Genomic DNA, 25,259 nt, shown 5'->3' with positions numbered 1-25,259 from the left:
ATTCGCGCCGCCGCCGATCACCACCACCGCTTCCGGGGCACGGTCGGCCAGGCCGAAGGTCATCGTGGTGAAGCGGGCGAGTTCCCGCAGCAGCCCGGCCGCATTTCACTGTAGGACAACGGCTTCGGGCTGAATTCTTCCTTTTCCTTGCCGGCGCTTCAGACGGCCACTTCGGAAGCGGGCGCCGGGCGTACGGCCCCGGCCGGGCGCCGTTTCTGCCGTGCCGGCCGGTCCGAGCGGATGAAACAGCAGGTGACCGCGCCCGCGAACGGGCCGATCGCCAGGACGATGAACGCGGCGTAGAAGGAACCGGTGGCGTGGAAGACGAAACCGACGACCGCGGGCACCACCACACTGCCGAGCTGCCAGACCGCGTTCACACCCCCGGCCGCGGAGCCGACCAGATCGCGTCCGGCGAGCACCGGAGTCAAGGCGGCCGTGAGCGGCGAGTACGCGTAGGCGCCCAGGCCCAGCAGCGGCGCGCACACCATGAACTGGGTGAGACCCGACAGCGACCCGAAGGTCAGCAACGTGCCACCGAAAACCACGAGGATCACGATGATCGGCACCTTTTGTCCGAGGCGGAACAGATCGGTCACCCAGCCCACCATCGGCTTCGCCACGACCGCGACCCCGGCGAAGATCACCAGCACCGTGCCGGCGTCGACCGGATCGATCCCGTTGGCTTTGACCATGAGCGTATTCGACCAGGTCACGAAGCCGTAGGTGCCCCACAGTCCGCCGAAGCCCGTAACGGCGAGCAGCAGCAGATCGCGATTGCGCAGCAGCGGGCGCAGGTCCGGTAGCGCACTCGCGCGCGGTGTCTCCTGTTCCACCGGCTGCTCCTGAGCGCGCGGCCGGTCGCGCAGCAAGACGAAGCACAGCACGCTGATGACGACGGTGACGATGCCGAACACGTGGTAGGACTCGCGCCATCCGGACGCTTCGATCAGCCGCGGGACGACCGCATTGGCGATGACGGTGCCGAGCGAGGTCGCGGTCATGAACACCCCCATGGCGAATCCGCGCTGGGCCGGGGTGAACCAGGTGGCGATGAGTTTGAGCCCGCCCGCGTAGTCCGCGCCGGCGAACAACCCGACGATGCCCTGCACGATCAAACCCGCGGTGATGGATTCGATGGTGCCGAAAACGATCATGAACGATCCGGCCACCAACCCGGTGAGCGAGAGGATCATCCGCCCGCCGAGCCAGTCGGTGAGGAATCCGCCGAAGGCGTTGGAGGCGACGTAGCCGATGTAGTAGCAGGTCGCGAAGATGCCGATGGCAGCGATCGGCACGGCGAGGGAATCGCTCACCGATGCCGAGGCCGGACCCCACGTCGACCGGTCCACCGAGGTCATGGTGAAAGCGGCCCAGCACATGGTGAGAACGACCCAGCGGTAGGCGGGGGAGCGCTGCATGCTCGCAGGTATGAGCGACGGTCCGCCGTGGTTCCGCTGTGCCGCCGCCTCCGGGCCTGACTTGCTCATGCGTAGTACTCCGATTCACAGAACGACGGCAATGCGGGCTGCGGTGTCACCTGCGACCACCTCATACGATCGCCCCCTGGGCGAGCAGAGTACGACGGATACCGGGCAGATCGTGGCGCCGGCCGGCGCTGTACTGCGCCGCGGCGATCCCCGCGGCGTGCCCGGTGGCGAACGCGGTGCCCATCACCCGTACCGAGGCGAACGCCTCGTCGTCCGAGCTGGTCAACCGGCCGACACCCCACACATTGCCGGTGTCGGCACACCGGATGGCATCGTAGGGCACGTCGTACCAGCGGCCGCCGTCGATCTCTTCGTAATTGGTCACGCCCGGTCCGGCGTGGTCCTCGATCGGCCAGCCGCAGCGGCCGATCGATTCGTCCGGGCGTTTGCGCGCCCGCCGCACGTCGTCGGCGGTGATCGTGGCCTTGCCGACCAACCGCCGGCTTTCCCGGATACCGATCTGCGGGCCGGAGGTCACCAGATAGGCCTGCTGCCATCCGGACATACCCTTGCGCATCGCGTCGAGGTATCGCCAGGATTGCGCCCGGGCCCGGGCCTCCGCGGCGCTGCTCTGCCGCGGGTCGAGGGTGTCGAAGTGTTCGTCGACGAGCAGCGCCATCACTTCACCGGTCACCGGCAGCCGGACGGCGATGCCGTGATCGCGCGGCAGCGCGGCACCTGTTTCCGCGTTGTAGGCGGCCACGGCCGCGCGCATCCCGTCGGTGGAGAGGTCGGCGTCCTCGGCGACCCCGCCGAACCGGCAGGCCAGCGTGTTCGTCTGCCGGTCCGGCAGGTCGACCGTGCGCACCGCGGCCCCGGCGAGCGCCAGCAGCGCGCCATCCCCGGTGGCGTCGACGAAGGCGTCCGCGGTGAGGCGTTCGGTACCGCCCCGGTGCGCCACCTCGACCTCGGTGATCGCCCCATCGCGCCTGGTCGCCCCGATCAGCGTGGAATGCAGCCGGGTCTCGACTCCCGCATCGGCGACGATCTCGTCGCAGACGAGCTTCGTGGTCTCGGCATCCAGCAGCACGATCCGGTTACCGGTCCAGCCCATGACCTTCTCCGCGTACACCCCGCGAGCACGCAACCGGTCGAGCACCTCCCCGCCGACCCCGCCGACCACGGTCTCGTGGGTCTGATCGAAGAAACCGCAGAAGGTGAGCACCGAACTGTTCGTCGCCGCGCCACCGAGGAAGGGGTACCGCTCGATGAGCCGCACCCGCGCCCCGCTGCGCGCGGCCCCGACCGCCGCCGCGATCCCGCCGGCACCACCGCCGGCCACCACAACATCGACATGCTCCGTGAGCGTCACCGTTGAGCTCCTAACCCTGCCCGGCGGACGCCGGGTAACAACTGTGGACTGAGTCACAACTCTCTGCGATACCTCTGCTCCACGTCCAATGCCTGTTTCGGCGGTTAGGTATACCTTCTGGGTATGGCACGCTGGCGAGGTGGAGTTACGCCATCTCAGATACTTCGTGGCAGTGGTCGAGGAACGCTCGGTCTCCCGCGCGGCCGACCGCCTGGTGATGTCCCAGCCGGCCCTCACCCGGCAGATCAAAGAACTCGAGCGCGAATGCGGAATCACCCTCCTCGACCGCGGACCGCGCGGCGTGGAACCGACTCCCGCCGGCACTGCCCTCTACCAGCACGCCGCGCATCTACTCGGGTTGGCGGCTGTCACCCGTGACGTCGCCCGCTCGGCATCGGCCGCCCGTGAACTGATCACCATCGGCCTGCCCCCGGGGCTCCCGGCCGACTGGCTCACCGGCCTGATCCACGCCTTCCAGGCCGAAACCCCCGATATCCGGATAGATTTCAGCGACGCGAACAGCAGCGCCCAGCTGCGCTCGGTGCAGGAAGGCCGCCTCGATATCGGCCTCGTCCACCAGAACCCGCCGTCGAATCTGCATTCGGCCGAGCTGTTCGAGAAACCCTTCGGCCTCGCGGTCCGCCCGAATCACCCACTGGCCGAACGCGAAACATGCCCGTTGGCCGAACTCCACAACCTCCGCGTACTGGCGCACGCCCGCGAACAGATCCCCGCCGAACACGACCGCCTGATCTCGGTCGCCTACGAAGCCGGAATCGCCCCGATCTGGCAGTTCGCCTCGTTCGTCGAAAACGCCCTGGCCTGCGCGGAAGTCGCCGGGTCGCATGCGGTGCTGCTCAGCGAGGCGAGCGCCCACCGGCTTCTCCCGGGCTGGCCGTGGGTCGAGCTGGTGGAACCGGCCTTCCCCATGCGCACCTGGCTGGTGCGACCGGAACAAACCCGCGCCGCGGTCGAAGCCGCCGGCGATTTGATCGCCCGGTACGCGCGCAGCGTCCTCGCCCGGCAGCAGGCGTAAACGATTGAGCGACACTCGGTCTCGAAGGTAGCGAGATCGATGCGCGCCGACAGCCGCTATCGTTCGCCCGCGACTATCTCTGTGCGTTGATGGCCTCCAGCTCGGCAGCGTCCTCGCTGCCGAGCCGGATACCGGCGCCGGCGACGTTCTTCCGCAGGTGCGCCACGGACGACGTGCCGGGGATCAGCAAGATATTCGGCGACCGCTGCAACAGCCAGGCCAGCGCGACCGACATCGGCGTGGTGTCCAGGCGTTTCGCCACCGCCGACAGCGCCTCGGACTGCAGCGGACTGAACCCGCCGAGCGGGAAGAACGGTACGTAGGCGATGTTCTCGGCGGCGAGCCGGTCGACGAGCTCGTCGTCGTGGCGGTGGGCGAGGTTGTACATGTTCTGCACGCAGACGATCGGCGCGATCGCCTGCGCTTCGGCAACCTGTTCCGGTGTCGCGTTGCTGACCCCGAGGTGCCGGATCAGGCCCCGCTGTTGCAGTTCGGCGAGCGTTTCGAAGGCTTCGGACACCGAGCCCGCCTGCGGCCCGGTGGCATCACCCAGTCGCAGGTTGACCAGGTCCAGTGTGTCGACCCCGAGCGCTGCGCGGTTCTCGTCGACCGCCCGGCGCAGCTGCCCTGGTGTCCGCGCAGGCGGCCAGCCGCCCTGCTCGTCCCGGGTCGCCCCGACCTTCGTGGCGATATGCAACGACTCAGGATAGGGGTGCAGCGCCTCCCGGATGAGGGTGTTGGTGACGCGCGGGCCGTACGCGTCTGCGGTATCGATATGGGTGATCCCGAGGTCGATGGCCTCGCGGAGGACGGCGCGGGCGCCGTCGAGATCGGCGGGCGGGCCCAGTACACCCGGTCCGGCCAGCTGCATGGCGCCGTAGCCGAACCGTGTGACCGTCATATCACCCAGGGTCCAGGTACCGCCGGGAAGGGAAATCGTGCTCACCATATGCCTTTCGCGAGAGTCGGGGGGCGCCGACGGCTGATTCGGTTTCCGCCGCTGCGCTCCGATGACATCGTGCGGGCGGCGCGGTTACGCCGTCCAAGACCGGTCCGGTCCGACCTGATACCGCACCGGTATCAGGGGCCATACTGGACCGGTGGACGGACTCGAAACTCGCGAACTGCGCTACTTCGTCGCGGTGGCCGAAGAACTGCATTTCGGCCGTGCCGCCGAACGCCTGAACATGGCTCAGCCGCCACTGTCCCGCGCGATTCAGCAACTGGAGCGCCGTCTGGGAGTTCTTCTTCTGCAGCGTGACCGCCGCGGAGTCGCGCTCACCACCGCGGGCGACACCATGTTGGCAGAAGCCCGGCGTGCACTCGACGCGGTCGACGCCACTGTCCGCCGCACCCGCCGCGCCGCCGCCGCACAGCCGGGCCTGGTACTCACCACGAAAGCCGGCGCCTCCCACGATCTACTGAAAAAGCTGCTCGACGCCTATGCCGCCCGTCCCGGTGCCGTCGAGATCGAGGTACTGCTGTGTGAAATCGGTGAGCAGGGCCAACTCCTGCGCGACGGCCGCGCCGACGTCGCCATCATGCACGCCCCGTTCGACGTGATGACGGGTCTCGACAGCGCCGAAATCCGCACCGAAGGCCAAGTCGCCATCCTGCCGGCATCCCATCCACTCGCCCAGCGCGCCGGCCTGACGATGGCCGAGGTCACCGACGTCCCCGACCTGCCCATCGCCCGCTGGCCCCGCCACGACTTCACCTACCCGCCGGGCCCCGGCCCCGAGGTCCGCAGCCAATCCCAGCTCGCCCAGCTCGTCGCCCTGGGCCGGACGCTCCTGGTGATTCCCGCATCCAGCCGCGCCTGGCAATGGCCGGAACACGTCGCCGTACCGGTCCTCGACGCCCCCTTGGCGACCACACTCCTCGCCTGGCCGGCCGGCGCCCGCTCCGCCGCACTGGCCGGGCTCGTGGAAACAGCCCAGCAGCTGGAAGCGGTCGGCGCCTGGTGAGTCCGAAAAGAGGCGCAACCGGTCGGTCACGAGACGCGCCCGGCGTGAATGGTGCGCACACCGCGGCGGGCGGTTACCCGCCCGGCCCGTCCATCGACTCGGCGCGCAGGTGTTCCAGTATTGCCAGAACGCGCCGGTTGTGCGCGTCACCGGCCGGTAGATCGAGTTTGGTGAAGATCGCATTGATATGTTTCTCGACCGCACTGCGGGTGATGTGCAGGCGCTGACCGACCGCCGCATTGCTCAGGCCCTGGGCAATCAGTTCGAGAACCTCGCGTTCCCGGGTGGTCAGCCGTTCGATGGGGGAACCGGCGCGACTGTGCAGCAGCAGTTGCCGCACCACCTCGGGGTCGAAGGCGGTGCCCCCGGCGCCGACTCGGTGCACGGCGTCGAGGAAGGATCCGATGGCGGCCACCCGGTCTTTCAGGAGGTAGCCCACTCCGCCGGTGCCGGTGAGGAATTCGGCGGCATGTCGGCGCTCGACATATTGCGACAGAACCAGCACCGGGATCTCGGGTTGGGTCCGGCGGATCTCCAGCGCGGCACGGATTCCCTCGTCGATATGATCCGGCGGCATCCGCACATCGGCAATGACCAGGTCCGGCGGGCGCAGCCGGACGGCATGCAGTAGCTCGACCGCGGTGCCGACCGAATCGACGATATCGTGCCCTTCGGCGGTGAGCAGTTGTGCCAGGCTCTCCCGCAGCAGAGCCGAATCCTCCGCCAGTGTTATCCGCACGGTACCTCCACCGCGATGGTCGTGGGCCCGCCGATCGGCGAATCGATGGTGAGTGTGCCGTCGAGGGAGTTTATCCGGGTGGCGATTCCGGCGAGCCCGTGCCCGGTGGGATCGGCTCCGCCGCAGCCGTCGTCACGAATCCGCAGCCACAGGGTATCGCCGTGGCGTCCGGCCGCTATCTCGAGTGCGGTGGCACCGGAGTGTTTGATGGCATTGGTGACGGCTTCGCTCACGGTGAAGTAGCAGGCCGATTCGACCGGTCGTGGTGCCCGCACCGGCAGGTCGACGGACAGCCGGATCGGCAGTGGGGTGCGGTCGGCCAGCGCTTCCAGTGTCGCGTGCAAGCCGTCGCGGGCGAGCATGGCCGGATAGATCCGCCACGACACCTCACGGAGTTCGTCGAGTAGTTGCCCGGTCTCGGCGAGCGCCCGCCGGTGCAGTCCGGCTCGTACCCCGGCGTCGGATTCGCGTTCCACCCGGGCCAGCGTGATGGACAGCGCGACGACGCGCTGCTGGACACCGTCGTGCAGATCCCGCTCGATCCGGCGGCGCTCCTCGTCGAGGACTTCCGACATCTCGGTCCGGGTACTGGTGAGCCGGGCGACGCGTTCGGCCAGCTCGCCCGAACCCGGGCGCGAGAAGAACTGCCAGGCCCACCGCTCCGCACGGACGATACCCAGCAGCCCGTGCACAGTGAGGAAGGCGAACACCACCCCGGGCAGCGCTACGACGATCGCGGTCTTCCAGGTGATCTGCCCGGGGTCCGGGGCGTCCAGGATCGGTACGGCCGCACCTGTCGACGCACCGTAGATCACCCCCGCCGCGACGACGATTCCCGCACCGAGCAGCGTGATGACCACACCGCTCAGCAGCCCCAGCATCACGCGGACACCGAGGTATCCGGCCCCGCGCCGGCCCGCGGGCTCCCCTGCCGGCGCGTCGGCGAACAGTACGCCGAGCCTGCGCCGCTCCCATTCGAGAACCGGGCGGGCCCAGCGGGGGACGAACAGCCCGGCCACCGCGCCGGCCAGGTCGGGCGCGATACCGCAGACACCGAGCAGGAACGCGGCGCAGCGACGGGCACCGGCCCGCGGCGAGTAGGTTCTCATGACTCGATTCTGGCGTGGCGGGCTCGCCGGTACCGGCCCCAGCGCTGCACGCAGTAGGCCGCGACTGCCACCAGCACCGCCACGATCACGAGTTTCTGCACGATGCCCGCGTAGGTCTCCACCACCGGCCAGTTCTCGCCGAGGAAGTATCCCGACAGCACGAATACCGTATTCCAGATCAAGCTACCGGCGGTGGTGAGCAGGGTGAAACGCCCGACCGGCATCCGCTCCACACCCGCGGGGATGGAGATGAGGCTGCGAAAGATCGGGATCATCCGGCCGAAGAACACGGCCTTGCCGCCGTGGCGGGCGAACCATTCTTCGGCGCGGTCGACATCGGACAATTGCACGAGCGGCATCCGGTCGACAATGGCCCGCAGGCGGTCCCGGCCCAGCAGAGCGCCCAGCCCGTACAACGCGAGTGCGCCGACCACCGACCCGAGCGTGGTCCAGAGGAGCGCTTCGGCGAGACCGAAGTCGCCCTTACTGGCCGTGAAACCGGCCAACGGCAGAATTATCTCGCTGGGCAGCGGCGGGAAAAGGTTCTCCAGGGCGATGGCGGTGCCCGCCCCCAAGCCACCGAGTCGTTCCATGAGCCCGACCGCCCAGGCCGCCACACCGGTCAGCTCGTCGGCGGATTCCATTGCAATATCCATGATTTGGACGGTATGAAGCAGACCGACTCGCGGCACTGGTGCCGTCCACCCGGTTCACGGGGACCGGCCCCACCGCCGCGGGTGGGGTTTTCCGCACCATGGACGGCGGGCGTGCACCCTCGCCGCCGATCGGTGCGAATCCTAGTTTCGGACCTCATGAGAAAGAAGTTGTTCCGGTTCGGGCTCGTCCTGATGATCATCACGGTGACGATGCCGGCCATCGCGGCCCTGGCGCTGGTCACCGCCCGCGACCGGGTGCTGGCGGGCACCGTGGCAGCGGCGGCGGGAATCGCGGACGCCGATGTGCTGCTGCGGGTATCCGACGGCGACCGTCATCACGATATCCACGCGGCGCGCAGTGGAATCACACACGACGCGCAGCTGAATTCTGCGACCCGATTCCGGATCGGCAGCATTACCAAGACCTTCGTCGCGACCGTGGTGCTGCAGCTGGCCGGCGAGGGCAGAATCCGATTGGACGATCCCATCGCCGGGCAACTGCCCGAACCCATACCCGGTGGCGACCGGATCACGGTACGACAGCTCCTCAACCACACCAGCGGCCTGTACGACTACATGAAAGAGGACGGTATGTCGACCAACCGCTGGCGGGGCGACGCCCGATTCACCACCTACGGGCCTCGGGAGCTGCTCGCCGCCGCTGTGCGCCACGATCCGTACTTCGCCCCCGGAACCCGTTTCCGCTACTCGAACACGAACTACATCGTCGCGGGTCTGCTGATCGAACACGTCACCGGCCGCCCTTACGGCAGCGAGATCCAGGACCGCATCCTCACCCCGCTCGGGCTCACCGCAACCACGGTCCCCGGCGCCGCCGCCGAGATCCCCGACCCTGCGCTCAGGGCATTCCGCACCATCGACGGCACCCGCACCGAGGTCACCGAAATGAACCCGTCCTTGGATTGGGCGGCCGGCGAAATGATCTCGACGACGGCCGATCTCGAGGTGTTCTTTGCCGCCCTCCTGTCGGGCAAAGTGCTCAGCCCCGAGGTGTCGGCACAGATGCGGCACACCGTTCCGATGGGCATGGGCTTCCACTACGGTCTGGGATTGCAACGCCTGGACCTCCCGTGCGGGGGCTCGGTATGGGGCCACGGCGGCGAACTACTCGGCTACGTTTCCTTCGCCTTCCGATCGGACCGTGATCGGGCCCTGACCATGGTCACCGCGTCAGCGGACACCTCGAACGAGCTCTCGCTCTATGCCGTGGCGACAGCGGTGTACTGCCTGCATTGACCCGGCAGCGGTGGTGGAACTGTCGCGACGGAGGCGATCGATGGAGCGCAATCCGCTCCGGGGTAGGGCGGAGTCGGCCGTCCCGTCGCTGCGGGACCACCCGGCGCGGATCACGAATTCATCGGCGGGCTCGGTGGGAATGCGACCGGCAGCCGGACCAGCGCGCGATTGAACACCCCCGGCCGCCACTCCAGCTCTTCCGGCGGCACTGCCAGCCGAATATCCGGCAGGGCATCCAGCAACTGGTCGATCGTATGCTGCGCGATCACCTGGGCCACTCCGCGCGCCGGGCAGGCATGCGGTCCCGCGCCATACGCCAGATGCGAGCGGTTGGCGACGATCTCCGCACCGCGAATAGCCGGGTCGGTGTTGCAGGCCGCCAAGCTGATCAGCACCGGTTGATGCGCCGGCAGCCACGTATCGCCGATCATGACCGGTTGCCGGGGATAACTCATGCAGTAATTGGTCACCGGCGCATTGTCGAACAGTGCCTCGTCCAGCGCATCCCGGGTCGACAAGCTACCGCCCAGGATCCCAGACCCGAACCGGTCATCGGTGAGCATCAGCAACAGCGCGTTCACGATCAGGTTCTGCGTCGGTTCGATAGCGGCCCCGAACAGGGGAACCAGCTGCTGCACCACTTCTTCGTCGTCGAGCGCCGTGTGGTGACCGACCAGCCGGCTGACGATATCGTCACCCGGCGTGGCACGCTTCTCCGCGGTCAGCTGCGCCAGCGCCTCGGTCAGCATTCTGTCGCCGGCCGCGGCGTCCGTGCCGTCGAAGAGCGCCGTCATCCCGGCGGCCACCCGCTGCGCGATCTCCGGCGAGCATCCCACCAGCGTATTCAAGGTCGCGAAAATCGTGGGAAGCGCGTACTGCGCGAGCAACTCGCAGTGCCCGTCCCCGCAGAACCCGTTGATCAGCGGCGTCGCCACCTGCTCGACCGTCTCGTGCAGCCGATACAGGTCGATCCCGTCCAGCGCCGCCGAAACCGCCGCCCGATACCGCGCATGCTCGGCTCCGGCGCTGCGCAGCACATTCGGCCGCCAGCCCAGCATCGGCAGTACCGGGCAGTCGGCGGGAACGGTCTTCTGCCATCCGCGTGGGTCGGCGGGAAAACGCTCCGGATCGTTCAGGATCCGTAGGGCCGTGTGATACCCGATCACCAAGGTGGCCGGCACACCGGGCGCGAGCTCCACGGGCACGAGGTCGCCGTAGCGCTGCCTCATCTGCTGGTGCGCAGGGTACGGGTCGGCGGTGTATTCCGGTGAGTACAGGGCGACCCGGGGGCCGTCGAAATCGTTCGGAATCGGTATGGTGCCGGCTGAGTGGTCCGAGCGAAGCAACGCGGATATCCCTACTTTCCGTGAAGATGGGCTTTCGGCGCGATACACCTCCGGCCAAGGCCGAGGCGACAGCCGAACCGCATCCTCGCACGGTATCGAGAGGGTCGCAACGCGATCGAACGCCAGGTATGGGCGTCCTGGCCGCCGAGCGCGGGACCGGGAGGCTCCGTTCAGGTCTGGATCGATCTGGTCCGGTTCCACACTCCCTGGCTGTAGCGCGGACCCATGATTTCGGTGGCCGAGGTTCGACGTCGTTGCATAGGTCAGAACTTTTTGAGGATATTACTGACTTCCATACAGTTTCTTGTGTACGCGCACTGCTTCAGGCAAGTGTTCTGCGAGTTTGTTCAACCACTGATTAAAGCTCAATTTGCTGATACGTACCGGCTTCTTGCCTTCGAAGATCCAGAATCGTGGATCGGCCTCGGCCAGGCACTCGGGCGTGAAATAGTAGAACATATACCCCTGGTGGGTCTGGAATACGAATGAATCCTCAAAATCGGAAAAGTCACGGCCGTAGTCGTCCACAACAATTTCTCTGGCGATATCCTTTGCTTCGAGAACCCACTCGTAATTCCATTCGCCTTCGCGGCGAAGCCAATACGGGTTCTTGCCCGTGTATTCCATGAACTCTCGGTACGCTATGGGGGTGCTCTCGACTCGTTGTGCTTCTTCCAGGGCGGCTATCTCTGCTCTCGTACATCCTCGGATATCATCCGCGGTGACAATGCCTTGGTTCATCAGATTCTGTGCAATATTCGAGATAATCGTCACTAATTGACCTTTCTGGATTCGGGGATCAAAGAGTAGGTCTATTGCGGTCGGCTGGTGGATAGGGTGTCACCCATAGCACCTCGAGAGTGACGTTCGGGTATATTCTACCGAATTGCATCACAGTTGATTCGCACGAGACGCAAGGGGCTTGCTCGACGAAAATCCGCACATGGCCAGTTGCATTACTTCGCCCATCTGACCCTACTGGTGAAGATTCCTGCAGAATTCTGTGCAGATGTTCGAGCATGTTGTTCTCGGCGTCATTCCGACGGACGATATCCTCATCGATATCGGTCGGTGCTATCGCATTTTCGCCGTCATAAGGTCGTGCTACTGGTGGCAGTACCGTACGAGGTGGTGCGCTTCGTGTCGGGTCGTTCTCGCCGCTGAATCCGGCGAACGAACCTGTCGAACCGTCTACATCGTATTGCACGGCGCCTCCCATCGTCCTCCACCCAATCTTTGCGGCACGACGGACTTCCCGCTGCATTTCCACAAGCTCGCTGATCGCCGGGTCTCTTACATCGACCTGCGCAATACTGACGTTATCCGGGTATGTTTGTGCTTGGTCGTCGCTCGGGGCTGCATGCGTCGACCCGACCTCTTCCGGGTCGGCGTCGGCGCTGTCGTCAGGTGCGACTCTGCCCGGTGCGTTGTCTTGTCGGTCCGGCTGAGCCTCCGAAGTCAGTAGTCGGTTGTCCCGATCTGGGGCCATGTCCCGTTCTGATTGCGGCTCCAGTCGATCCACGACACTGCTACTGCGGATGTCGTCCCGGGAGGCTGGTAGTTCAGGGTTGCTTTGTCGATCAGCAGGTGGAAGTTCTCCCGGTTCGTGTCGGACGTCGCGCTGATCTGATACTGGAGCTGGTCCGTGGTCTCGTTGATGAGGCGCAGGGTGATCCGAGTTGTCGGGGGATAGATCTGACCGGCTTTCGGGGGTCGGCCCGTCCTCATCGCTGTCGTGTAGTCCTCGGCGATCATCTCCGTGGACAAGCTCGGGTACTGGAGTACTACTCCGGTCTCGGCGTTGACCACCAGGCTGGTCATTCCGATCAGCTGGCTGCTGTTGCGTTCCTGGTCGGTGGGGATCGGGTGGCACACCCAGGCGTTCTCGATCTCGTGGATCCAGTACTCCCGGGATGACGGACGGATTTGTGCCAGATGCTGGGCTACTTGTTCCCTGGTTCGGTACGGGGGCGGCATTCGTCACTCCTGGGATTGCGGGTATCGGTGTGAAATGGACAGCGGCCGACCTGGCAACCATGTCTGGAGGGGGCTGATCCGACATCGTGCTGTTCTGCGGATCCCACCAAACCGGCCCCTGCGCGCCATGAGGGTAGACGACCACAGTTGCGTGGGAGCCTTGAATCACAGGGCTGCCATCCGGGTGGTACAGCGGCTGGCCGGTCAGGGGATCGTGCGCATGCCAGCTGTTGACGATAAGAGCGGATGATCCCGGTCCGAGGTGGGCGACCGAGTCGTGGATGGCTTGAAATTGTTGGTCCACAGTGCGCTGGCCATCGTGATAGCTGGATAGGCCTGCGCCGAGCCACTGTTGAGCCCGGTTGAGGCCGCTTACCTCGCCGGAGCTGTCATCGATCGAACCGTCAGCCAGTCGGTCGGGCCATCGAGGAGCGGAAACCTGGGGGTTGCCGTAGAAGGAAGAGAGCGCTGAAAGCGAGCAGTCGAGGCAATTATTACCCCGGCCCATCTGATGGGGGCCGCCGTCATTGATCAGCTGCCCATAGGGGTGAGTGCGCGGATCTGCACCGATGGTGAACCGGTCACCCGCACGGAGGGCGTTCTCGACGGCCGTTTGGTATTCGGGGCGTTCGACATTCTGAAGTTCGTTGGCGCCGATGGTTCGGAGATCGGAAGGGTTGTCGAAGCGGGTGGGGGTGTTGGCTGTGGCGATATCGTTGCTGATCCGGAGTAGGTCGTCAGGGTTCAGACCCCGGTCGTAGCTCGACGATTCCGCCGGTAGGCCGAGTTCGTGCCGTAGTTGGTTGACGAACTGGTCGGGGGTATGGGTGGGGGTGCCGGTCGGGTCGGTGTGGATTTGGACGCCGGTACGGGTCGGGTCGGCGGTATGGACCAGCTCGACCAGCAGGATGTCACCGCCCGGCATCTGGTGCTCGCGGTTGAACGAGTGGTCGACCGCCCGTTGCGCGGTTTCCATGAAATGGTTGACGGCTTGCGGTGTGGCATTGATCGGGAGTACGGGGCGTACTGGGACCGTCAGAACAGAGATGAATCGGCCCGGGCTGGTTTCGAATCGCCGGACCCGGTAATTGGGTGCTGCGGACCGGTTGTCACGGCTGGCTGCCACTTCCACAGTGCGGCCGTTGAGCGGAGTCTGATTGCGGTAGTACTCACGGGCGGCGCGAGCGCGGTCTGCTGAGGGCGAGTTCGCGTGGGGAGGTGGGATGCCAGGAACGTTGGTGTGACTGCCCGGGGGGTTTCCTGGAGCAAGCGGGGACTGTGGATTCGCGGGATGCGCAGGTGTCGGGCTGTGGTTCGGTGGCCCGGAGGGTGCGGGCGTGACCGACTGCGGGGAAGTGGTCGCCGGTGGGTGGTTCTGGGCTGGGGAATGCCAGATGGGGTCGCCGGGGCGTGGGGCGTTCGGGTGGGAGGGGGTGAGCCGGACGGGGTCGAGGCGGGCCGGCTGTTGCGTCACCGCGCGGGTGGACGGTCGGTCGGTGCGTGGCGCTGGTACATCGGTGGGCGCGGGATCCGGTGTGGGCGGGACGGCTCGGTTCGGTGTTTGCGCCGGATTCACCTGCTGGTGTGGGCGATCGGGAGTTGTGGTGTCGCGGTCGGGTGCCGGATCGGTGTTCGTGGGGCGAGTGGGGATGGGTGGGCGGGAGAAGTCGGCGAGGAAGCGGGCGTGGTTGGCGGGGTCGTAGATGTTGTAGTCGTAACCCGGTGTGTTCGGGCCTTTTTCAGGAGTGGCAGGGTTCTGTGGGCGCGCGGGATCGGTCGCCGGTGTGGAGTCGCGTGGGCGCTGTGGGGTGGTGCGGGGCTGGTTTCGGGAAACGCCGCTGGGGGCGGTGGCGGGAGTGCCGGCATCCGCGGGAGTGGTCGTGCGCGGGGCATCGGCGGGGGTGGAAGGTGCGAGGGTGGGGACGGGAGGTGCCGGCGTCGGTGTTGCCGTGGCGGCCGCTGAGGTTGTGGTGGGGGTGGTTTCCGGAGGCGGTGCGGGTGTGGTGGCCGGGGATTGTGGGTCGCCGGTGGTGGGTGTGGTGGCGACAGGTGTGCCTGCGGGGGTTGTTTCGCCCGGTGTGGTCGGCGGGGTGGTGCTGGGCTGGTTCGACGTGGTCGGCAGGCCTGTTGTCGCCGGGGTGCCCGATGTGGTCGGGGCGGTGCTCGGTGAGCTGGTGGTTCCCGGGGTGGTCGACGACTCTGGGGTGTTCTGGGTGCTAGGGCTGGTGGGTGTGCCGGTTTCGGGGGTTGAGGTGGTTTCGGGGCCGAGGTTGAGGCTGGACGTGGGTTGTTGCGGGGGCGGGTCCGACGGCAGGTTCAGGCTCGAGGTCGGCTGCTGAGTATCGGGGGTCGCCACGGTGGCCTGCGCGGGCGGGGTTTCGGGCACGGGGTTGCCGGCATCGGGTTGCGCTTCGGTGCCGGGCGGTTGCGGTTGCTGGGAGTCGGGGGTTTCGGTGTCGGGCGGTTGCGACTGAGATGGATCCGGGGCGCCGGATTCAGGAGACTGCGGCGTGCCGGAGCCGGGGGACTGTGGGGTGCCGGAGTCGGCGTGTTGCTGCGGCGGGTTCTGGCCCTCAGGTTCGGTGGGTTGGGGCTGCTGCTGCGATGTGCCGGACTCGCTGGGCTGGGTGGGCTGCGGGTCTCCGGTTTCGGCAGGTGGCTGTGTTTCCGGGGTGGCTGCGGTATCGCCCGCCGTTGAGTCCTGCGCCGGGGTGTCTGCGGGACTTTCCTGAGATGGTGTGTTCTGGCTCGGTTGTGGCTGGCCGGCGGGCTGGTCGCCGGTGCCGGAGGGTTGGTCCGGAGTCTGCTGGCCGGGGGATTGCTGACCGGTGGACGAGGTCTGGGTTTGGGTGTCGCTGGACGAAGGTTGAGTGTTCGGGGACTGCGGTTGGTTCTGTTGCTGGCTTTGGGATTGGTTCTGTCCTTGGCTCTGGGCGCCGAGATCGCCCGGATCGTCGCCGTTGTCGGGTGGGTTGCCGGCGTCGGACGGCTCGTCGTCCCCGCTGTTCTGGTCGCCGTTGTCGCCGGAGTTGTTCTCGCCCAGAGTTTCCGTGCCTCGCTGGACGCCCGCGGCGGCCGAGGACGTCAGGTTCTCCGGCGACAGTGCTTGTTCGAGGCTGAATTCGCGGTCGTTGAGTGCGGCGTTGGTGGCTTCACCGGCGACTTCACCCGCGACGCCGGCGACGGTTTCCTTCGCCGCGTCCTTGGCGGCATTGGCGAGCGGGTTTCCGCCTTCGGGGCCGCCGGGGACGTTGCGGGTGGTCAGCCCGTCCGGGCCCATCGCCCCGTTCACCGCGCCGGTCGCGGCGGCGGTGAGCGCGGTTTTGCCTGCCTCTTTCAGGTCGTCCATGGTGATCTCGTCGCGGCGACCGGCCGCGACCTGCACCGCCTTGATCCCGAGGTCGAGGGCGGTTTCCTCCAGCGCCGCGGCCCAGGCGCCACGCACCGCGGCGCGGGCGGCGGCTTTCAGCGCGGCCTTGGAGATCAGTCGTTGCAGGAGTTGTTTGATCGCGGTGCGGACCGCGATCCGGGTAACGGTCTGGGCGACAGCCGCCTTGGCACCGGCCGCGGGTGCACCGATTCCGGTGGAGGCGGCGGCCAGCAGGATGGCCATTTCGACGGCGAAGATGGCGAGGCTGGCCAGGATCACCAGCTTGGTGTGCTCGATATCGGCGGCACCGTCGCCTATTTCGTCGGCGAGGGTTTCGATGTGTTTGATCAGGCCGTCGAAGGCGCCCTGGCCGTGGCCGAGTTCGGTCCAGCGGTCGCTGATGGCTTGGGCGGTATCGCCTTCGATGGCGGCCAGGACCTGGTCGATGGCGTGGTTGGCGTCGGGGCCGATCTCGGTCAGGTCGGTGGCCAGCTGCGTCCAGGCGGCTTCGACCCGGCGCATGGCGGTTTCGTCGCCCTCGGGCCAGTCACCGGCGCCGACGACGTATTTGCAGACCCACTGCAACGCTTCGGGGATCTCGATACCCATTCAGCACACCCCCGCGGGCACCGCCGGACCGGTGACGCGACCCCGGATTGCGCATCCCGGCTGCGTAAACGAGTGGCGCACGGTGAGCCCCCTCCACTTCGACAACAGATCCATCACCCATACCGACGCCGCTGAACACCACCCGGTTCCACCGCCCCGGAAAAAAATTCCGGGGCCGGTCGAACCGCCCAGATTGTGCCACCGCTCCCGGAGTGTGTGCGAAGTACGTACCTCGCCCATCGCCGCGAGTTCGTGCTCGGGGCCTGCCGGCCGAAACCGGGACTGCGCGAGTGTGGCAGCCGTTCGGTAACGCGACCGCCCGCGGATCCGGATCGACAAAAATCGGCACCAGGGTCCGGCGCAGGTCAGCGGCCCCTTTTCGGGCTGCACTGCCATCCGCACAGGACCTTGGCAGCGACCCGCAGGACCGATGGGGTCGGGCTGGTTCGGCCGGGACTGAGCCTGATGCGGGCTATCCGGTGGTGATAGGGTCGGCGGAACGCGGGGGGCCGGCCGGTTCCCGTTCGATGTACTGGACTACCGGTGTCGGGAGGCATGTGATGACCGTTGGTCGGTCGATCCGGGGGATCGTGTGCGGCGTGGGGTTCGCGCTGCTGGTCGCGGGGTGCGGGACTGATAGTGGGGGCACGGCGACCCCGGTTACCACGACCACGGGGTTGCCGATTGCGGCGGAGGCGCCGTCGTCGTTCGATCCGTGCACCGATATTCCGCAGGATGTGCTGGCGTCGGAGGATCTGCGGCGCGGTGTGACAGATGCGAACGTGGATGGGGCTCAGGGGATCAAATGGCGCGGTTGCCGGTATGTCGCGCCGGACAGCTACGGGGTGGGAATCACGACGACGAACCTCACGCTCGAGGTGGTGCGGAACAACGAGGAGTTCAGTGTCCGGGACGAGTACACGGTGGACGGTCGTCCGGCGATAGCGGTGGACGCGGTCGACCAATCCGACAAGCGCGCATCCTGCACCTTCTATGTGGAAATGGCCGGGGGGAGCCTTGAACTGTCGATGAGTAACCCCGGGTCGCGCAGCAAGACGGGGCACCTGGATACCTGTGGACTGGCGCTGGGGTTGGCGGAAAAGGTTGCCCCGTTGATCCCGGATGAGTGAGTGATGTTTCCGGGCGGTGTGGGTTCGATCGGAATGACGGAGGGAGTCGGCTGTGAGTGAGGAAACGCCGCCGCGGCCCCTGGAAGGTCTGCTGACCGAGGCTCGGGAGGGCCGGCTGTCGGTGAATCTGGGAGCTGGTGCACCGGGTGATGCGATCCGGGTGAACGCCGAAGAGTTCGTTTATATGGAGCGGGACTGTGAGGGGTTCAAGCTCCTGATACAAGAGCTGCAGACTCTCGCCGAGGACATCTGGAGACGTGAGCGGTGGGATCTCGGTGAGAACAATGCCGACCTCCACTCGGCAAAAACCCTCGTAGGTCGTTTCCGGCACAAGGCCATGGAATCCGGCGACGGTAATGATGTTCATGCGATCTTGGAGCAGCATTATCAGATCGTCGTGGATATCCAGGAGATGCATCGCGTGATCGCACAGCGGTATATGGAGACCGACGATGCGTTCGCGGCGCGGTACAACGAATTGATGGCGGCTGCGCCGCCTTCGGTGCCGTTGCAGTTGCCGCCGCCGTTCCCGATTCCGTAGGTGCGAGATGACGCCACCGAGTAAGTCAGTCTGTTCGCAACGGGGGGACCGATGACATTTCAGAACGAAGGCAAGAAGATCACCGACCCGGAGAAACCGGATGGTTTCTCCCATCCGCAGATCAACGGTGCGTTCAAACCGTTGGCGCCGGGTGACCACGGAAAGCTGGCGGCGGATCAGTACGCGGATATCGCGAAGAAGTGGGAAGACGGCGTCACGGTTTTCGCCGCGCGGATCCGGCGGTCGAGCGCTGCGGCCTGGGAAGGTACGGCCGCGGAGCAGGCGCGGCAGGCGATCGACAACTATGCCAAACGGGCCGAAGATCTGGTGCCGGCACTGTGGGCACTCAACAACCAGGTCTACAACACCGTGGTGTCGATTATGCGCACCCGGGACAACCTGCCCGAGGTTGTCGAGGAGCATTGGGCGATTCATCCGAGTGAGTGGACTTTTCTCGGCTTCGACAACGAGCGCCTCGACACCGAGGAGGCGGCCCGGCAGATAATGCAGGACCACTATGTGACGGATTTCGCGAATGCCGACGGTCTGATACCTGTGCTTCCGGTTCCGGTGAACCCGACTCAGCCACTGCACACGGACCTGCCCACCGATAACGGCAATAGCGACCAGCCCGGTCCCGGTGGTACCACCACAGATCAGGGCGGCAACCCGAACGGGACGGATACCGGTCAACCGGCGGGGGAGAGCCCCGCCGGGGAGGAGCCCGGCGAGGAGCAGCCCGGCGAAGACACAAGCACCGAACAGCCCACGGGCACTGAGCAGCCCAGTGGAACCCCGACGAGTACAACCCCGTCCACCACCGAGAGTCCGGTGGCCACGACACCGAGTACCACCACTATGCCCAGCACGACCACGTCCGGTCCGGGCGCACCCGGTTCGCCGAGCGGCAGTCCGGTGTCTCCCGGCGCTCCAGGTCAAACGGTCCCCGGCGCCCCGAATCAGGCCGGGGCGCCCGCGGTGGCGTCCACCGGGACCCCTGGTTCCGGTGCGCCGCGCGGCGGTATGCCGGGGATGATGTCGCCGGGGATGGCCGGTCGTGGTCAGCAGGGCACCGACGACGAGAAGCACGAGATCCCGGATTACCTGATCAATGCCGAGAACACCGAGGAACTGCTCGGCGAACTGCCGCCGACGATCCCCGGCGGAGTCCTGGGCGGCGATGTACCGGCCGCGCGGCCGACGGAACGCGACTGAGCGACCGTATGTCCGGGCCGGGCATCCGCAGGCGGCGGCCGCGCCCACGTTAGTGAGGAAACACCACCGACAATGAGCACATGGATCTGGGAGCCGGACGATTTCGCCGCGCTCTGGTACCGCGACGGAATCGACCGGTTCCCGCGGCCGCTGCGTTATCTCAGCCGGTACAAGACGCGTAACCCGTACGAGGCGCACGCCGCGGAGGTGCGCGCCCGCTACGACCGGGACGAGCGCGAAATGATCCGCCGTACGCTGCACACCCTGATCGAGGCAGATCTGCGGATCGAGATCCGGGGTTCGTCGACGGCTACGACGAAAGGCGAGGTCCGGGAGTACCGGGTGGTCGGTGCCCGCGACAGCCATTACGGGATGGTGCTGGCGCAGTCGGCGATCGACGGCACCGACGGTCCGGTGCACGCCCACCTCTTCACCGCGGACCAGCTTCCGAAACGTCTCGCCGGGATGCTGCCCGCTTGCAAAGCCGGTGGCGAGGCGCCCGGCACATTCCACGTCGACGATCTGGGCTCCGACGGTGAGCAGCAACAATCCTTCCGACGCGGGCCCGGCGAACAGTACCGGCGGCTGGCGAGACGTCCCGCCGACGGTGGCGGTGGTGCCGGCCTGCGGGTGGGCTCTGTCCTGGACCGGCCGATGCCGTGGTACCGATTCCAGTGGTACGACATCACCGGCGACGGGCGTTATCTGGAGAGACGGACCCGCGAACACGTCAGTGTGCGGCCCGCGGGTGTGCAGGATTTCGCGGCCGGGTTTGCTGAGTGGATCGACCGCGCGTTGCGCCGACTCCGTGACGAGGAACCGGACGTCTGGTAAGTCCCGTGGTGGTTGCGCCGGTATCGGTGGCACGGCCCTACTGGCAATGAATTGGGTTGCGTGCCAAGCAGTGACTTGATTATTCATCGAGGTACCGTGCGATCTCGGCAAGGGAAGACGCCGTGTGCAGGTATTCGCCGTCGGTGGCGTCCGCCAATACCCATCCGGTGGGTGTGCCCGGCGCGCGGAGCAGTTGGTATCCGGCGTTCTGGGCGCGCGCCGCCACGGCGGCGAAAGCTGCGGTGGCGGGGCCGCGGTCCGGGGCGGTGGTCACTGTGGTTTCTTCCGGTCGGGTGGGTTCCACCGGTCGATGGCGCCGGCGATGCGAACGAGGGTCGCAATATCGGCGGGGGATTTCCACAGCGGCGCTGGTGGAAAAGAAATGCGACCAGGGATTCGCTGGGGGAGATTCTCATTCATCCTCGGGGCTCCTTCCTTTGTTCGGTCAATAGCCCAGATATTCCCGGTCTCCGGGGATCAGGCGGCGTTCTTCGATCAGCCGAGCCTTTGCCTGCCGCTTGAGCGGACATGCGATCAGGAGACAATCAATATGCAATTGCATGACGATGTGTGCGTACGGCACGGTCATCGCCGGAATGCGCCGGTGATCGGTCACCGGTAGGTCGAATAGCATTGGGACCTCGCAGGTTCGGGGATCGGCATGTCGGCAGAACGGGCTCCGGAAGAGTCCGATATCAGTTCTTGTGGAGGCTTCCGTGGTGGAAGATTCCGTGGCGGAAGGGTTTCTTTCGTTCTTCGGCATGATCAGTAGATCATCCGCTTCCGAAAATGTGGAGAGGGTCGTAAGATTCCGTCGCACAATGGATTTGATCCGGATGGATCGGTAATTCCGAGCAGTTCGACTGTTCCATTCGACATGACATAACCCCGAGTAACGCTAACGAAAGGCGATGCCCCTATGTCGATCGAACCGAACCCACCCACCCTGCCGCGCCGCGTCCTGGGACGCCGTCTGCGGGAGATGCGCGAGCTGAGGGGATTGACTCGCGCACATGCCGCGCGCAGATGCGAGATGGGTGCTCAAACGCTGTGGCGTTTGGAAACCGGGCGAAACAGTGAGACCAAGAAGATCGTCGTCAACGCTCTGTGTGATGTGTACGAGGCAAGTGCCGACGATCGTCGCGACCTGCTGTGGCTGGTCGACGAATCCCGTAAGGACGGATGGTGGCAATCATATGCCGACGCTGTAGTGCCGGAGGTGGAGATGTATCTCGACCTCGAACAGGCGGCGTGTGGCGTATTCACCTGGCAGACGATGACTTTGCCCGGGCTGGTACAGACTCCTGGCTACCGTCGCGCCATGTGGGATATCGCGAAGACGCTCGGGAATCCGGTCGATCTGGATCGGGAAGTTCTGCTGCTCGAGCGACGCCAAGAGCGGCTGCGTGACTCATCAGGTTTCGCCTTGGGCGTGGTGCTGAGTGAGGCCGTACTCAGGCATCCGGTCGGCGGTGCCGAGGTCATGGCTGAACAGCTGGGCCACCTTGTCGGACTGAGTGACCTGCCGAATGTGTCGTTGCAGGTGGTGCCGCTCGATGCTCCGGATCACCTGGGATTGAATGCGAAGGACTTTATCCTCCTGGAGTTTCCCGAACATCTGAATCCAGTGCTCACGGAACCGCCTGTCGTATACGTCGAGGGCTTCACCGGGGCCTTGTACTTGGACAAGCCGGGCGAGATCGATCGATATCAAGCGGCCCGTGAGTCCATTCTGCACGTAGCATTGGACGAGCGAGACACACATCGCCTCATAGAGGCGGCGGCGAGGGAGCACCGGCGATGAACAAGGACCTATCCGGCGCAGCATGGTACAAGAGCAGCCGTAGCGCGAGTGGCAAGGAATGCGTCGAAGTTGCCCACCTGCGCAGCGGTCTGGTGGGTGTGCGCGACTCGAAGAACCCGACCGGGCCGGCCCTGGTCTTCGGCCCGGCTGCGTGGGATGCGTTCACCGCTGCTGTCGGTGACGGCGGCTTCGGGGCTGCCTCCTGACCGACATCCCTATTCGACTATCTGACCCCGCCCCGGGACATTCTCCTGGGCCGGGGTTTGTCGTTCCCACGGGTAGGTGCGGCGAATCCCGGCTCGTCTCCATCCGATAGGTCTTCGCGATGCCCGGACCCCAGCTGTGCGTGCGTGGCGCGCCGACGAGTCGGGTTACGTAACCGCCACCCGCGCAATCCGTTTTTAACTCCGGCGCTGTGCTCGGGAAATATCGTCTTCCTACGGTTTCGATAGTCATTCGAAACTAGTGATGAGGGGTCGACGATGCGCGACGCGGCCGAGGCCGAGATCATGGCCAAGCAGTTGAGGGACGAAGGTGTGCGGTTCGGTATCGCGGGATATACCGATCTCCACGGCAACATCAAGGGGAAGATGGTGCCGATCGATCATTTCGTGCAGATGTCCCAGGGGTCGGAGCTGTTCACCGGGGCGGCGCTCGACGGGTTGCCGCAGGAAGTCAATGATGAGGAGCTCTCCGCGCATCCAGATCTGGACCGCGGGTTCGTGCTGCCGTGGCGTAAGGACGTCGCCCTGTTCCTGTCCGATCTCTACGTCGGTGGCGAGCCGTTCGAAGCTTCTACGAGAAACGTCCTCGGGCGGCAGATCGAGGCGGCCGAACAGCTGGGCTATCGGTTCGACCTCGGTGTCGAGACGGAGTTCTTCGTCCTCGAAGACGGTCCGACGGGTCCGCGCAGCCTCAGCGAACGGGATACGCTCGACAAGCCCTGCTACGCGGTGCCCACACTGCTGGACAATCTGGGCTGGCTGCAGGAACTCGTCGACCATATGAACGACCTGGGCTGGGATGTCTACTCGTTCGATCACGAGGATGCGCAGGGCCAGTTCGAAATCGACTTCGCCTATGCCGACGGTCTGTCGATGGCCGATCGTGTCGCGTTCTTCCGGTTGATGGCCAACGAGGTCGCCCGGAAGCACGGCGCCTACGTCTCGTTCATGCCGAAGCCGTTCGCCGACCGGACGGGCTCGGGCGCGCATTTCAACATGTCGCTGGCGGCGCTGGACGGTAGCGGGAACCTGTTCGACTCCGATTCGGACCCGCGGCAGGCCGGGCTCAGCGCGATCGGATATCACTTCGCGGCCGGGATCCTCCGGCACGCCGCCGCGATCTGCGCGGTGATCGCGCCGACGGTCAACAGCTACAAACGCCTGGTACGCCAGGGCAGTATGTCCGGGTCGACCTGGGCGCCGATCTTCGCCAGCTGCGGCAACAACAACCGGACGAATATGTTGCGCATTCCGCTCGGCGGTGGCCGTGTCGAGTGCCGGGCGGTGGATTCGGCTTCCAACCCGCACCTCGCCGCGGCTCTGCTGCTGGCTGCCGGATTGGAGGGGGTGCGCGACGAACTCGAGTTGACGCACTTTCACACCGAGAACCTCTACGAAGTCGATCCGGCCGACTACGAGCGGCGTGGACTTTCCCTGCTTCCGCGCACACTCGAGGAGGCCGTGGACGCGTTCGAAGCCGATCCGTTCACCAAGCAGGTGTGCGGGGAGAAGCTGTGGCAGTCGTTCATCGACCACAAGCGCGGTGAATGGGAATCGTATGCCACCGCGGTGACCGACTGGGAGCGGAACCGGTACCTGAAGTTCTTCTGAGCGGGTGCGTGCCGAGGACCCGGTGGTGACCATGAGTTCCGACCACACCGAGCGGAAAACGCTGCGCCTGCCGACATTCCCGTTGCTCTCCGGAGCCGCGCTGCACGACGCGCGGATCGCCTTCCGGACCTACGGATCGCTCTCGCCCGCGGGCGACAACGCCGTACTGCTGTTCACCTACTACACCGGTGACGATCTCAGTTATGCGGCGTGGATCGGTCCGGGGCGGCCGATCGACCCCACCGAACACTTCGTGATCGTCGTCAACCATTTCGGTGGTGGGATTTCGTCGTCGCCCTCCACGAGCGGCCGCGATTTTCCGCCGGTGCAGGTCGGCGACGGGGTGCGGGCGGCGGAGCTCGTCCTCGACCGGCTGGGCGTGCGGGAATTGCGTCTCGTCGCCGGGTGGTCGCTGGGAGGTATCCATGCGCTGGACTTCGCGGCCCGGTGCCCGGAGCGTGCGGCCGCTGTGTTCGCGCTGTGTTCCGCGGCGCGGTGTTCGCCGATCAACGAGGTCTTCCTCGATTCGGTCGGTGTCACGCTGACAACAGGGTGCAGGCCCACTGCGGCAGGCGAGCCGGCGGAATCGGCGCGACTCGATATGTTCGGCCGCGTCTACGCCGGGTGGGCCTACTGCGAGCAGTTCTTCGCCGAGGAGATATACCGCGAGTTCGGTTACACCAGCCCGGCCGATGTACTCGCGCGGTGGGGCACCGATCACCAGGCCATGCATGCCGGGAATCTGCTGGCGGCACTGGAGATGTGGCGGGCCGCCGACGGCGGCGGGAGCCTCGGCGCACTGCGCGACCGGCTCGGCAACATCACGGCCCGCACCGTGCTCATGCCGTCGGTGACCGACAGCTACTTCACGGTCGCCGAGAACCACCTCGAGGCCGCCTGGATCGCCGACGGGCAGGTCCGCGAACTGGAGTCGCCACTGGGGCATATCGCCGGCCGGCCCGGTATCCGGGCCGCGGAGCAGGAGCAGGTCGACGCGTGCCTACGCGAACTCGTGCGGAGGCCGTGACAACA

General features: G+C 66.1%; 22 protein-coding genes. 11 read left to right on the top strand and 11 right to left on the bottom strand.

Features of this window, described 5'->3' with window-relative positions; all coding sequences use genetic code 11:
* Nucleotides 1–158 precede the first annotated feature (158 nt).
* On the bottom strand, nucleotides 159–1,490 hold the full coding sequence (locus tag QH276_RS33725) for an MFS transporter (RefSeq protein WP_280401966.1): 1,332 nt from the start codon (nucleotides 1,488–1,490) through the stop codon (nucleotides 159–161).
* A 61-nt stretch (nucleotides 1,491–1,551) separates the two neighbouring features.
* Nucleotides 1,552–2,802: an FAD-dependent oxidoreductase gene (locus tag QH276_RS33720; protein ID WP_280401967.1), complete on the bottom strand. Its 1,251-nt coding sequence runs from the start codon at nucleotides 2,800–2,802 to the stop codon at nucleotides 1,552–1,554.
* A 139-nt stretch (nucleotides 2,803–2,941) separates the two neighbouring features.
* Here QH276_RS33720 and QH276_RS33715 point away from each other — a divergent pair, with 139 nt between their 5' ends.
* Nucleotides 2,942–3,838, top strand: a complete 897-nt coding sequence (locus QH276_RS33715; RefSeq protein ID WP_280401968.1) for a LysR substrate-binding domain-containing protein — start codon at nucleotides 2,942–2,944, stop codon at nucleotides 3,836–3,838.
* A gap of 73 nt (nucleotides 3,839–3,911) precedes the next feature.
* On the opposite strand, the gene QH276_RS33710 is transcribed toward QH276_RS33715, so the two are convergent.
* Nucleotides 3,912–4,787 (bottom strand): aldo/keto reductase family oxidoreductase, encoded by an 876-nt coding sequence (locus QH276_RS33710; RefSeq protein WP_280401969.1) that lies wholly within the window; start codon nucleotides 4,785–4,787, stop codon nucleotides 3,912–3,914.
* Between the two features lie 151 nt (nucleotides 4,788–4,938).
* Here QH276_RS33710 and QH276_RS33705 point away from each other — a divergent pair, with 151 nt between their 5' ends.
* Entirely contained in the window at nucleotides 4,939–5,805 is an 867-nt protein-coding gene (locus QH276_RS33705) for a LysR family transcriptional regulator (protein WP_280401970.1), read from the top strand.
* Between the two features lie 73 nt (nucleotides 5,806–5,878).
* Here QH276_RS33705 and QH276_RS33700 read toward each other — a convergent pair whose 3' ends face one another.
* Genes QH276_RS33700 through QH276_RS33690 form a run of 3 tightly spaced genes read right to left on the bottom strand, consistent with a single transcriptional unit; the run spans nucleotide 5,879 to nucleotide 8,309 of the window.
* Nucleotides 5,879–6,544 carry a response regulator transcription factor gene (locus QH276_RS33700; protein WP_280401971.1) on the bottom strand — a complete coding sequence of 222 codons (666 nt, stop codon included), beginning with the start codon at nucleotides 6,542–6,544 and terminating at the stop codon, nucleotides 5,879–5,881.
* The gene (locus QH276_RS33695; protein WP_280401972.1) at nucleotides 6,535–7,653 is read right to left on the bottom strand and encodes a sensor histidine kinase; all 1,119 of its coding nucleotides are present in this window, start codon (nucleotides 7,651–7,653) and stop codon (nucleotides 6,535–6,537) included. The genes QH276_RS33700 and QH276_RS33695 overlap by 10 nt, the downstream gene beginning before the upstream one ends.
* Entirely contained in the window at nucleotides 7,650–8,309 is a 660-nt protein-coding gene (locus QH276_RS33690; protein ID WP_280401973.1) for a DedA family protein, read from the bottom strand. The genes QH276_RS33695 and QH276_RS33690 overlap by 4 nt, the downstream gene beginning before the upstream one ends.
* A 156-nt stretch (nucleotides 8,310–8,465) precedes the next feature.
* Here QH276_RS33690 and QH276_RS33685 point away from each other — a divergent pair, with 156 nt between their 5' ends.
* Nucleotides 8,466–9,566, top strand: a complete 1,101-nt coding sequence (locus tag QH276_RS33685) for a serine hydrolase domain-containing protein (RefSeq protein ID WP_280401974.1) — start codon at nucleotides 8,466–8,468, stop codon at nucleotides 9,564–9,566.
* Nucleotides 9,567–9,676: 110 nt separating this feature from the next.
* Here QH276_RS33685 and QH276_RS33680 read toward each other — a convergent pair whose 3' ends face one another.
* The 3 genes from QH276_RS33680 to QH276_RS33670 all read right to left on the bottom strand — a co-directional run bounded on the left by QH276_RS33680 (nucleotide 9,677) and on the right by QH276_RS33670 (nucleotide 16,868).
* The gene (locus QH276_RS33680) at nucleotides 9,677–10,795 is read right to left on the bottom strand and encodes a cytochrome P450 (RefSeq protein WP_348536667.1); all 1,119 of its coding nucleotides are present in this window, start codon (nucleotides 10,793–10,795) and stop codon (nucleotides 9,677–9,679) included.
* Between the two features lie 399 nt (nucleotides 10,796–11,194).
* Nucleotides 11,195–11,686 (bottom strand): hypothetical protein, encoded by a 492-nt coding sequence (locus QH276_RS33675; protein ID WP_280401975.1) that lies wholly within the window; start codon nucleotides 11,684–11,686, stop codon nucleotides 11,195–11,197.
* A gap of 25 nt (nucleotides 11,687–11,711) precedes the next feature.
* Nucleotides 11,712–16,868, bottom strand: a complete 5,157-nt coding sequence (locus QH276_RS33670; RefSeq protein ID WP_280401976.1) for a toxin glutamine deamidase domain-containing protein — start codon at nucleotides 16,866–16,868, stop codon at nucleotides 11,712–11,714.
* A gap of 599 nt (nucleotides 16,869–17,467) precedes the next feature.
* Between QH276_RS33670 and QH276_RS33665 the strand changes: the two genes are divergently transcribed.
* From QH276_RS33665 to QH276_RS33650, 4 genes are all read left to right on the top strand, one after another.
* Nucleotides 17,468–17,998 carry a DUF3558 domain-containing protein gene (locus tag QH276_RS33665; protein WP_280401977.1) on the top strand — a complete coding sequence of 177 codons (531 nt, stop codon included), beginning with the start codon at nucleotides 17,468–17,470 and terminating at the stop codon, nucleotides 17,996–17,998.
* A gap of 52 nt (nucleotides 17,999–18,050) precedes the next feature.
* Nucleotides 18,051–18,539 (top strand): hypothetical protein, encoded by a 489-nt coding sequence (locus tag QH276_RS33660; RefSeq protein ID WP_280401978.1) that lies wholly within the window; start codon nucleotides 18,051–18,053, stop codon nucleotides 18,537–18,539.
* A gap of 51 nt (nucleotides 18,540–18,590) precedes the next feature.
* On the top strand, nucleotides 18,591–19,754 hold the full coding sequence (locus QH276_RS33655; RefSeq protein WP_280401979.1) for a hypothetical protein: 1,164 nt from the start codon (nucleotides 18,591–18,593) through the stop codon (nucleotides 19,752–19,754).
* Nucleotides 19,755–19,826: 72 nt separating this feature from the next.
* Entirely contained in the window at nucleotides 19,827–20,588 is a 762-nt protein-coding gene (locus tag QH276_RS33650) for an ESX secretion-associated protein EspG (RefSeq protein ID WP_280401980.1), read from the top strand.
* Between the two features lie 79 nt (nucleotides 20,589–20,667).
* On the opposite strand, the gene QH276_RS33645 is transcribed toward QH276_RS33650, so the two are convergent.
* Together QH276_RS33645 and QH276_RS33640 are read right to left on the bottom strand one after the other, a co-directional pair.
* A complete protein-coding gene (locus tag QH276_RS33645; RefSeq protein WP_280401981.1) occupies nucleotides 20,668–20,862 on the bottom strand; it encodes a hypothetical protein in 195 nt (64 codons plus the stop codon).
* 171 nt (nucleotides 20,863–21,033) lie between these two features.
* A complete protein-coding gene (locus tag QH276_RS33640; RefSeq protein ID WP_280401982.1) occupies nucleotides 21,034–21,351 on the bottom strand; it encodes a hypothetical protein in 318 nt (105 codons plus the stop codon).
* A 156-nt stretch (nucleotides 21,352–21,507) separates the two neighbouring features.
* Between QH276_RS33640 and QH276_RS33635 the strand changes: the two genes are divergently transcribed.
* The 4 genes from QH276_RS33635 to QH276_RS33620 all read left to right on the top strand — a co-directional run bounded on the left by QH276_RS33635 (nucleotide 21,508) and on the right by QH276_RS33620 (nucleotide 25,254).
* Nucleotides 21,508–22,392, top strand: coding sequence for a helix-turn-helix domain-containing protein (locus QH276_RS33635; RefSeq protein WP_280401983.1), 885 nt, complete (start codon nucleotides 21,508–21,510; stop codon nucleotides 22,390–22,392).
* Nucleotides 22,389–22,598, top strand: a complete 210-nt coding sequence (locus tag QH276_RS33630; RefSeq protein ID WP_280401984.1) for a DUF397 domain-containing protein — start codon at nucleotides 22,389–22,391, stop codon at nucleotides 22,596–22,598. Before QH276_RS33635 ends, QH276_RS33630 begins: the two co-directional genes overlap by 4 nt.
* Before the next feature lie 276 nt (nucleotides 22,599–22,874).
* Nucleotides 22,875–24,227: a type III glutamate--ammonia ligase gene (gene glnT, locus QH276_RS33625; RefSeq protein ID WP_280401985.1), complete on the top strand. Its 1,353-nt coding sequence runs from the start codon at nucleotides 22,875–22,877 to the stop codon at nucleotides 24,225–24,227.
* A gap of 4 nt (nucleotides 24,228–24,231) precedes the next feature.
* Nucleotides 24,232–25,254, top strand: coding sequence for an alpha/beta fold hydrolase (locus QH276_RS33620; protein WP_280401986.1), 1,023 nt, complete (start codon nucleotides 24,232–24,234; stop codon nucleotides 25,252–25,254).
* Nucleotides 25,255–25,259 lie beyond the last annotated feature (5 nt).

The sequence above is a fragment of the Nocardia carnea genome, from assembly GCF_029869215.1.
GTDB classification, from domain to species: Bacteria; Actinomycetota; Actinomycetes; order Mycobacteriales; family Mycobacteriaceae; genus Nocardia; species Nocardia carnea_B.
The sequence above is the reverse complement of the archived record's forward strand: the minus strand, read 5'-3'. Positions and strand labels throughout refer to the sequence as shown.

Excerpts from the sequence above, each read along its gene's own strand:
- QH276_RS33725 (WP_280401966.1), bottom strand. The coding sequence starts at position 1,490 with ATGAGCAAGTCAGGCCCGGAGGCGGCGGCACAGCGGAACCACGGCGGA.
- QH276_RS33710 (WP_280401969.1), bottom strand. The coding sequence starts at position 4,787 with ATGGTGAGCACGATTTCCCTTCCCGGCGGTACCTGGACCCTGGGTGAT.
- QH276_RS33695 (WP_280401972.1), bottom strand. The coding sequence starts at position 7,653 with ATGAGAACCTACTCGCCGCGGGCCGGTGCCCGTCGCTGCGCCGCGTTC.
- QH276_RS33690 (WP_280401973.1), bottom strand. The coding sequence starts at position 8,309 with ATGGATATTGCAATGGAATCCGCCGACGAGCTGACCGGTGTGGCGGCC.
- QH276_RS33685 (WP_280401974.1), top strand. The coding sequence starts at position 8,466 with ATGAGAAAGAAGTTGTTCCGGTTCGGGCTCGTCCTGATGATCATCACG.
- QH276_RS33680 (WP_348536667.1), bottom strand. The coding sequence starts at position 10,795 with ATGAGGCAGCGCTACGGCGACCTCGTGCCCGTGGAGCTCGCGCCCGGT.
- QH276_RS33670 (WP_280401976.1), bottom strand. The coding sequence starts at position 16,868 with ATGGGTATCGAGATCCCCGAAGCGTTGCAGTGGGTCTGCAAATACGTC.
- QH276_RS33655 (WP_280401979.1), top strand. The coding sequence starts at position 18,591 with ATGACATTTCAGAACGAAGGCAAGAAGATCACCGACCCGGAGAAACCG.
- QH276_RS33650 (WP_280401980.1), top strand. The coding sequence starts at position 19,827 with ATGAGCACATGGATCTGGGAGCCGGACGATTTCGCCGCGCTCTGGTAC.
- QH276_RS33640 (WP_280401982.1), bottom strand. The coding sequence starts at position 21,351 with ATGCCGAAGAACGAAAGAAACCCTTCCGCCACGGAATCTTCCACCACG.
- QH276_RS33635 (WP_280401983.1), top strand. The coding sequence starts at position 21,508 with ATGTCGATCGAACCGAACCCACCCACCCTGCCGCGCCGCGTCCTGGGA.
- QH276_RS33630 (WP_280401984.1), top strand. The coding sequence starts at position 22,389 with ATGAACAAGGACCTATCCGGCGCAGCATGGTACAAGAGCAGCCGTAGC.
- glnT (WP_280401985.1), top strand. The coding sequence starts at position 22,875 with ATGCGCGACGCGGCCGAGGCCGAGATCATGGCCAAGCAGTTGAGGGAC.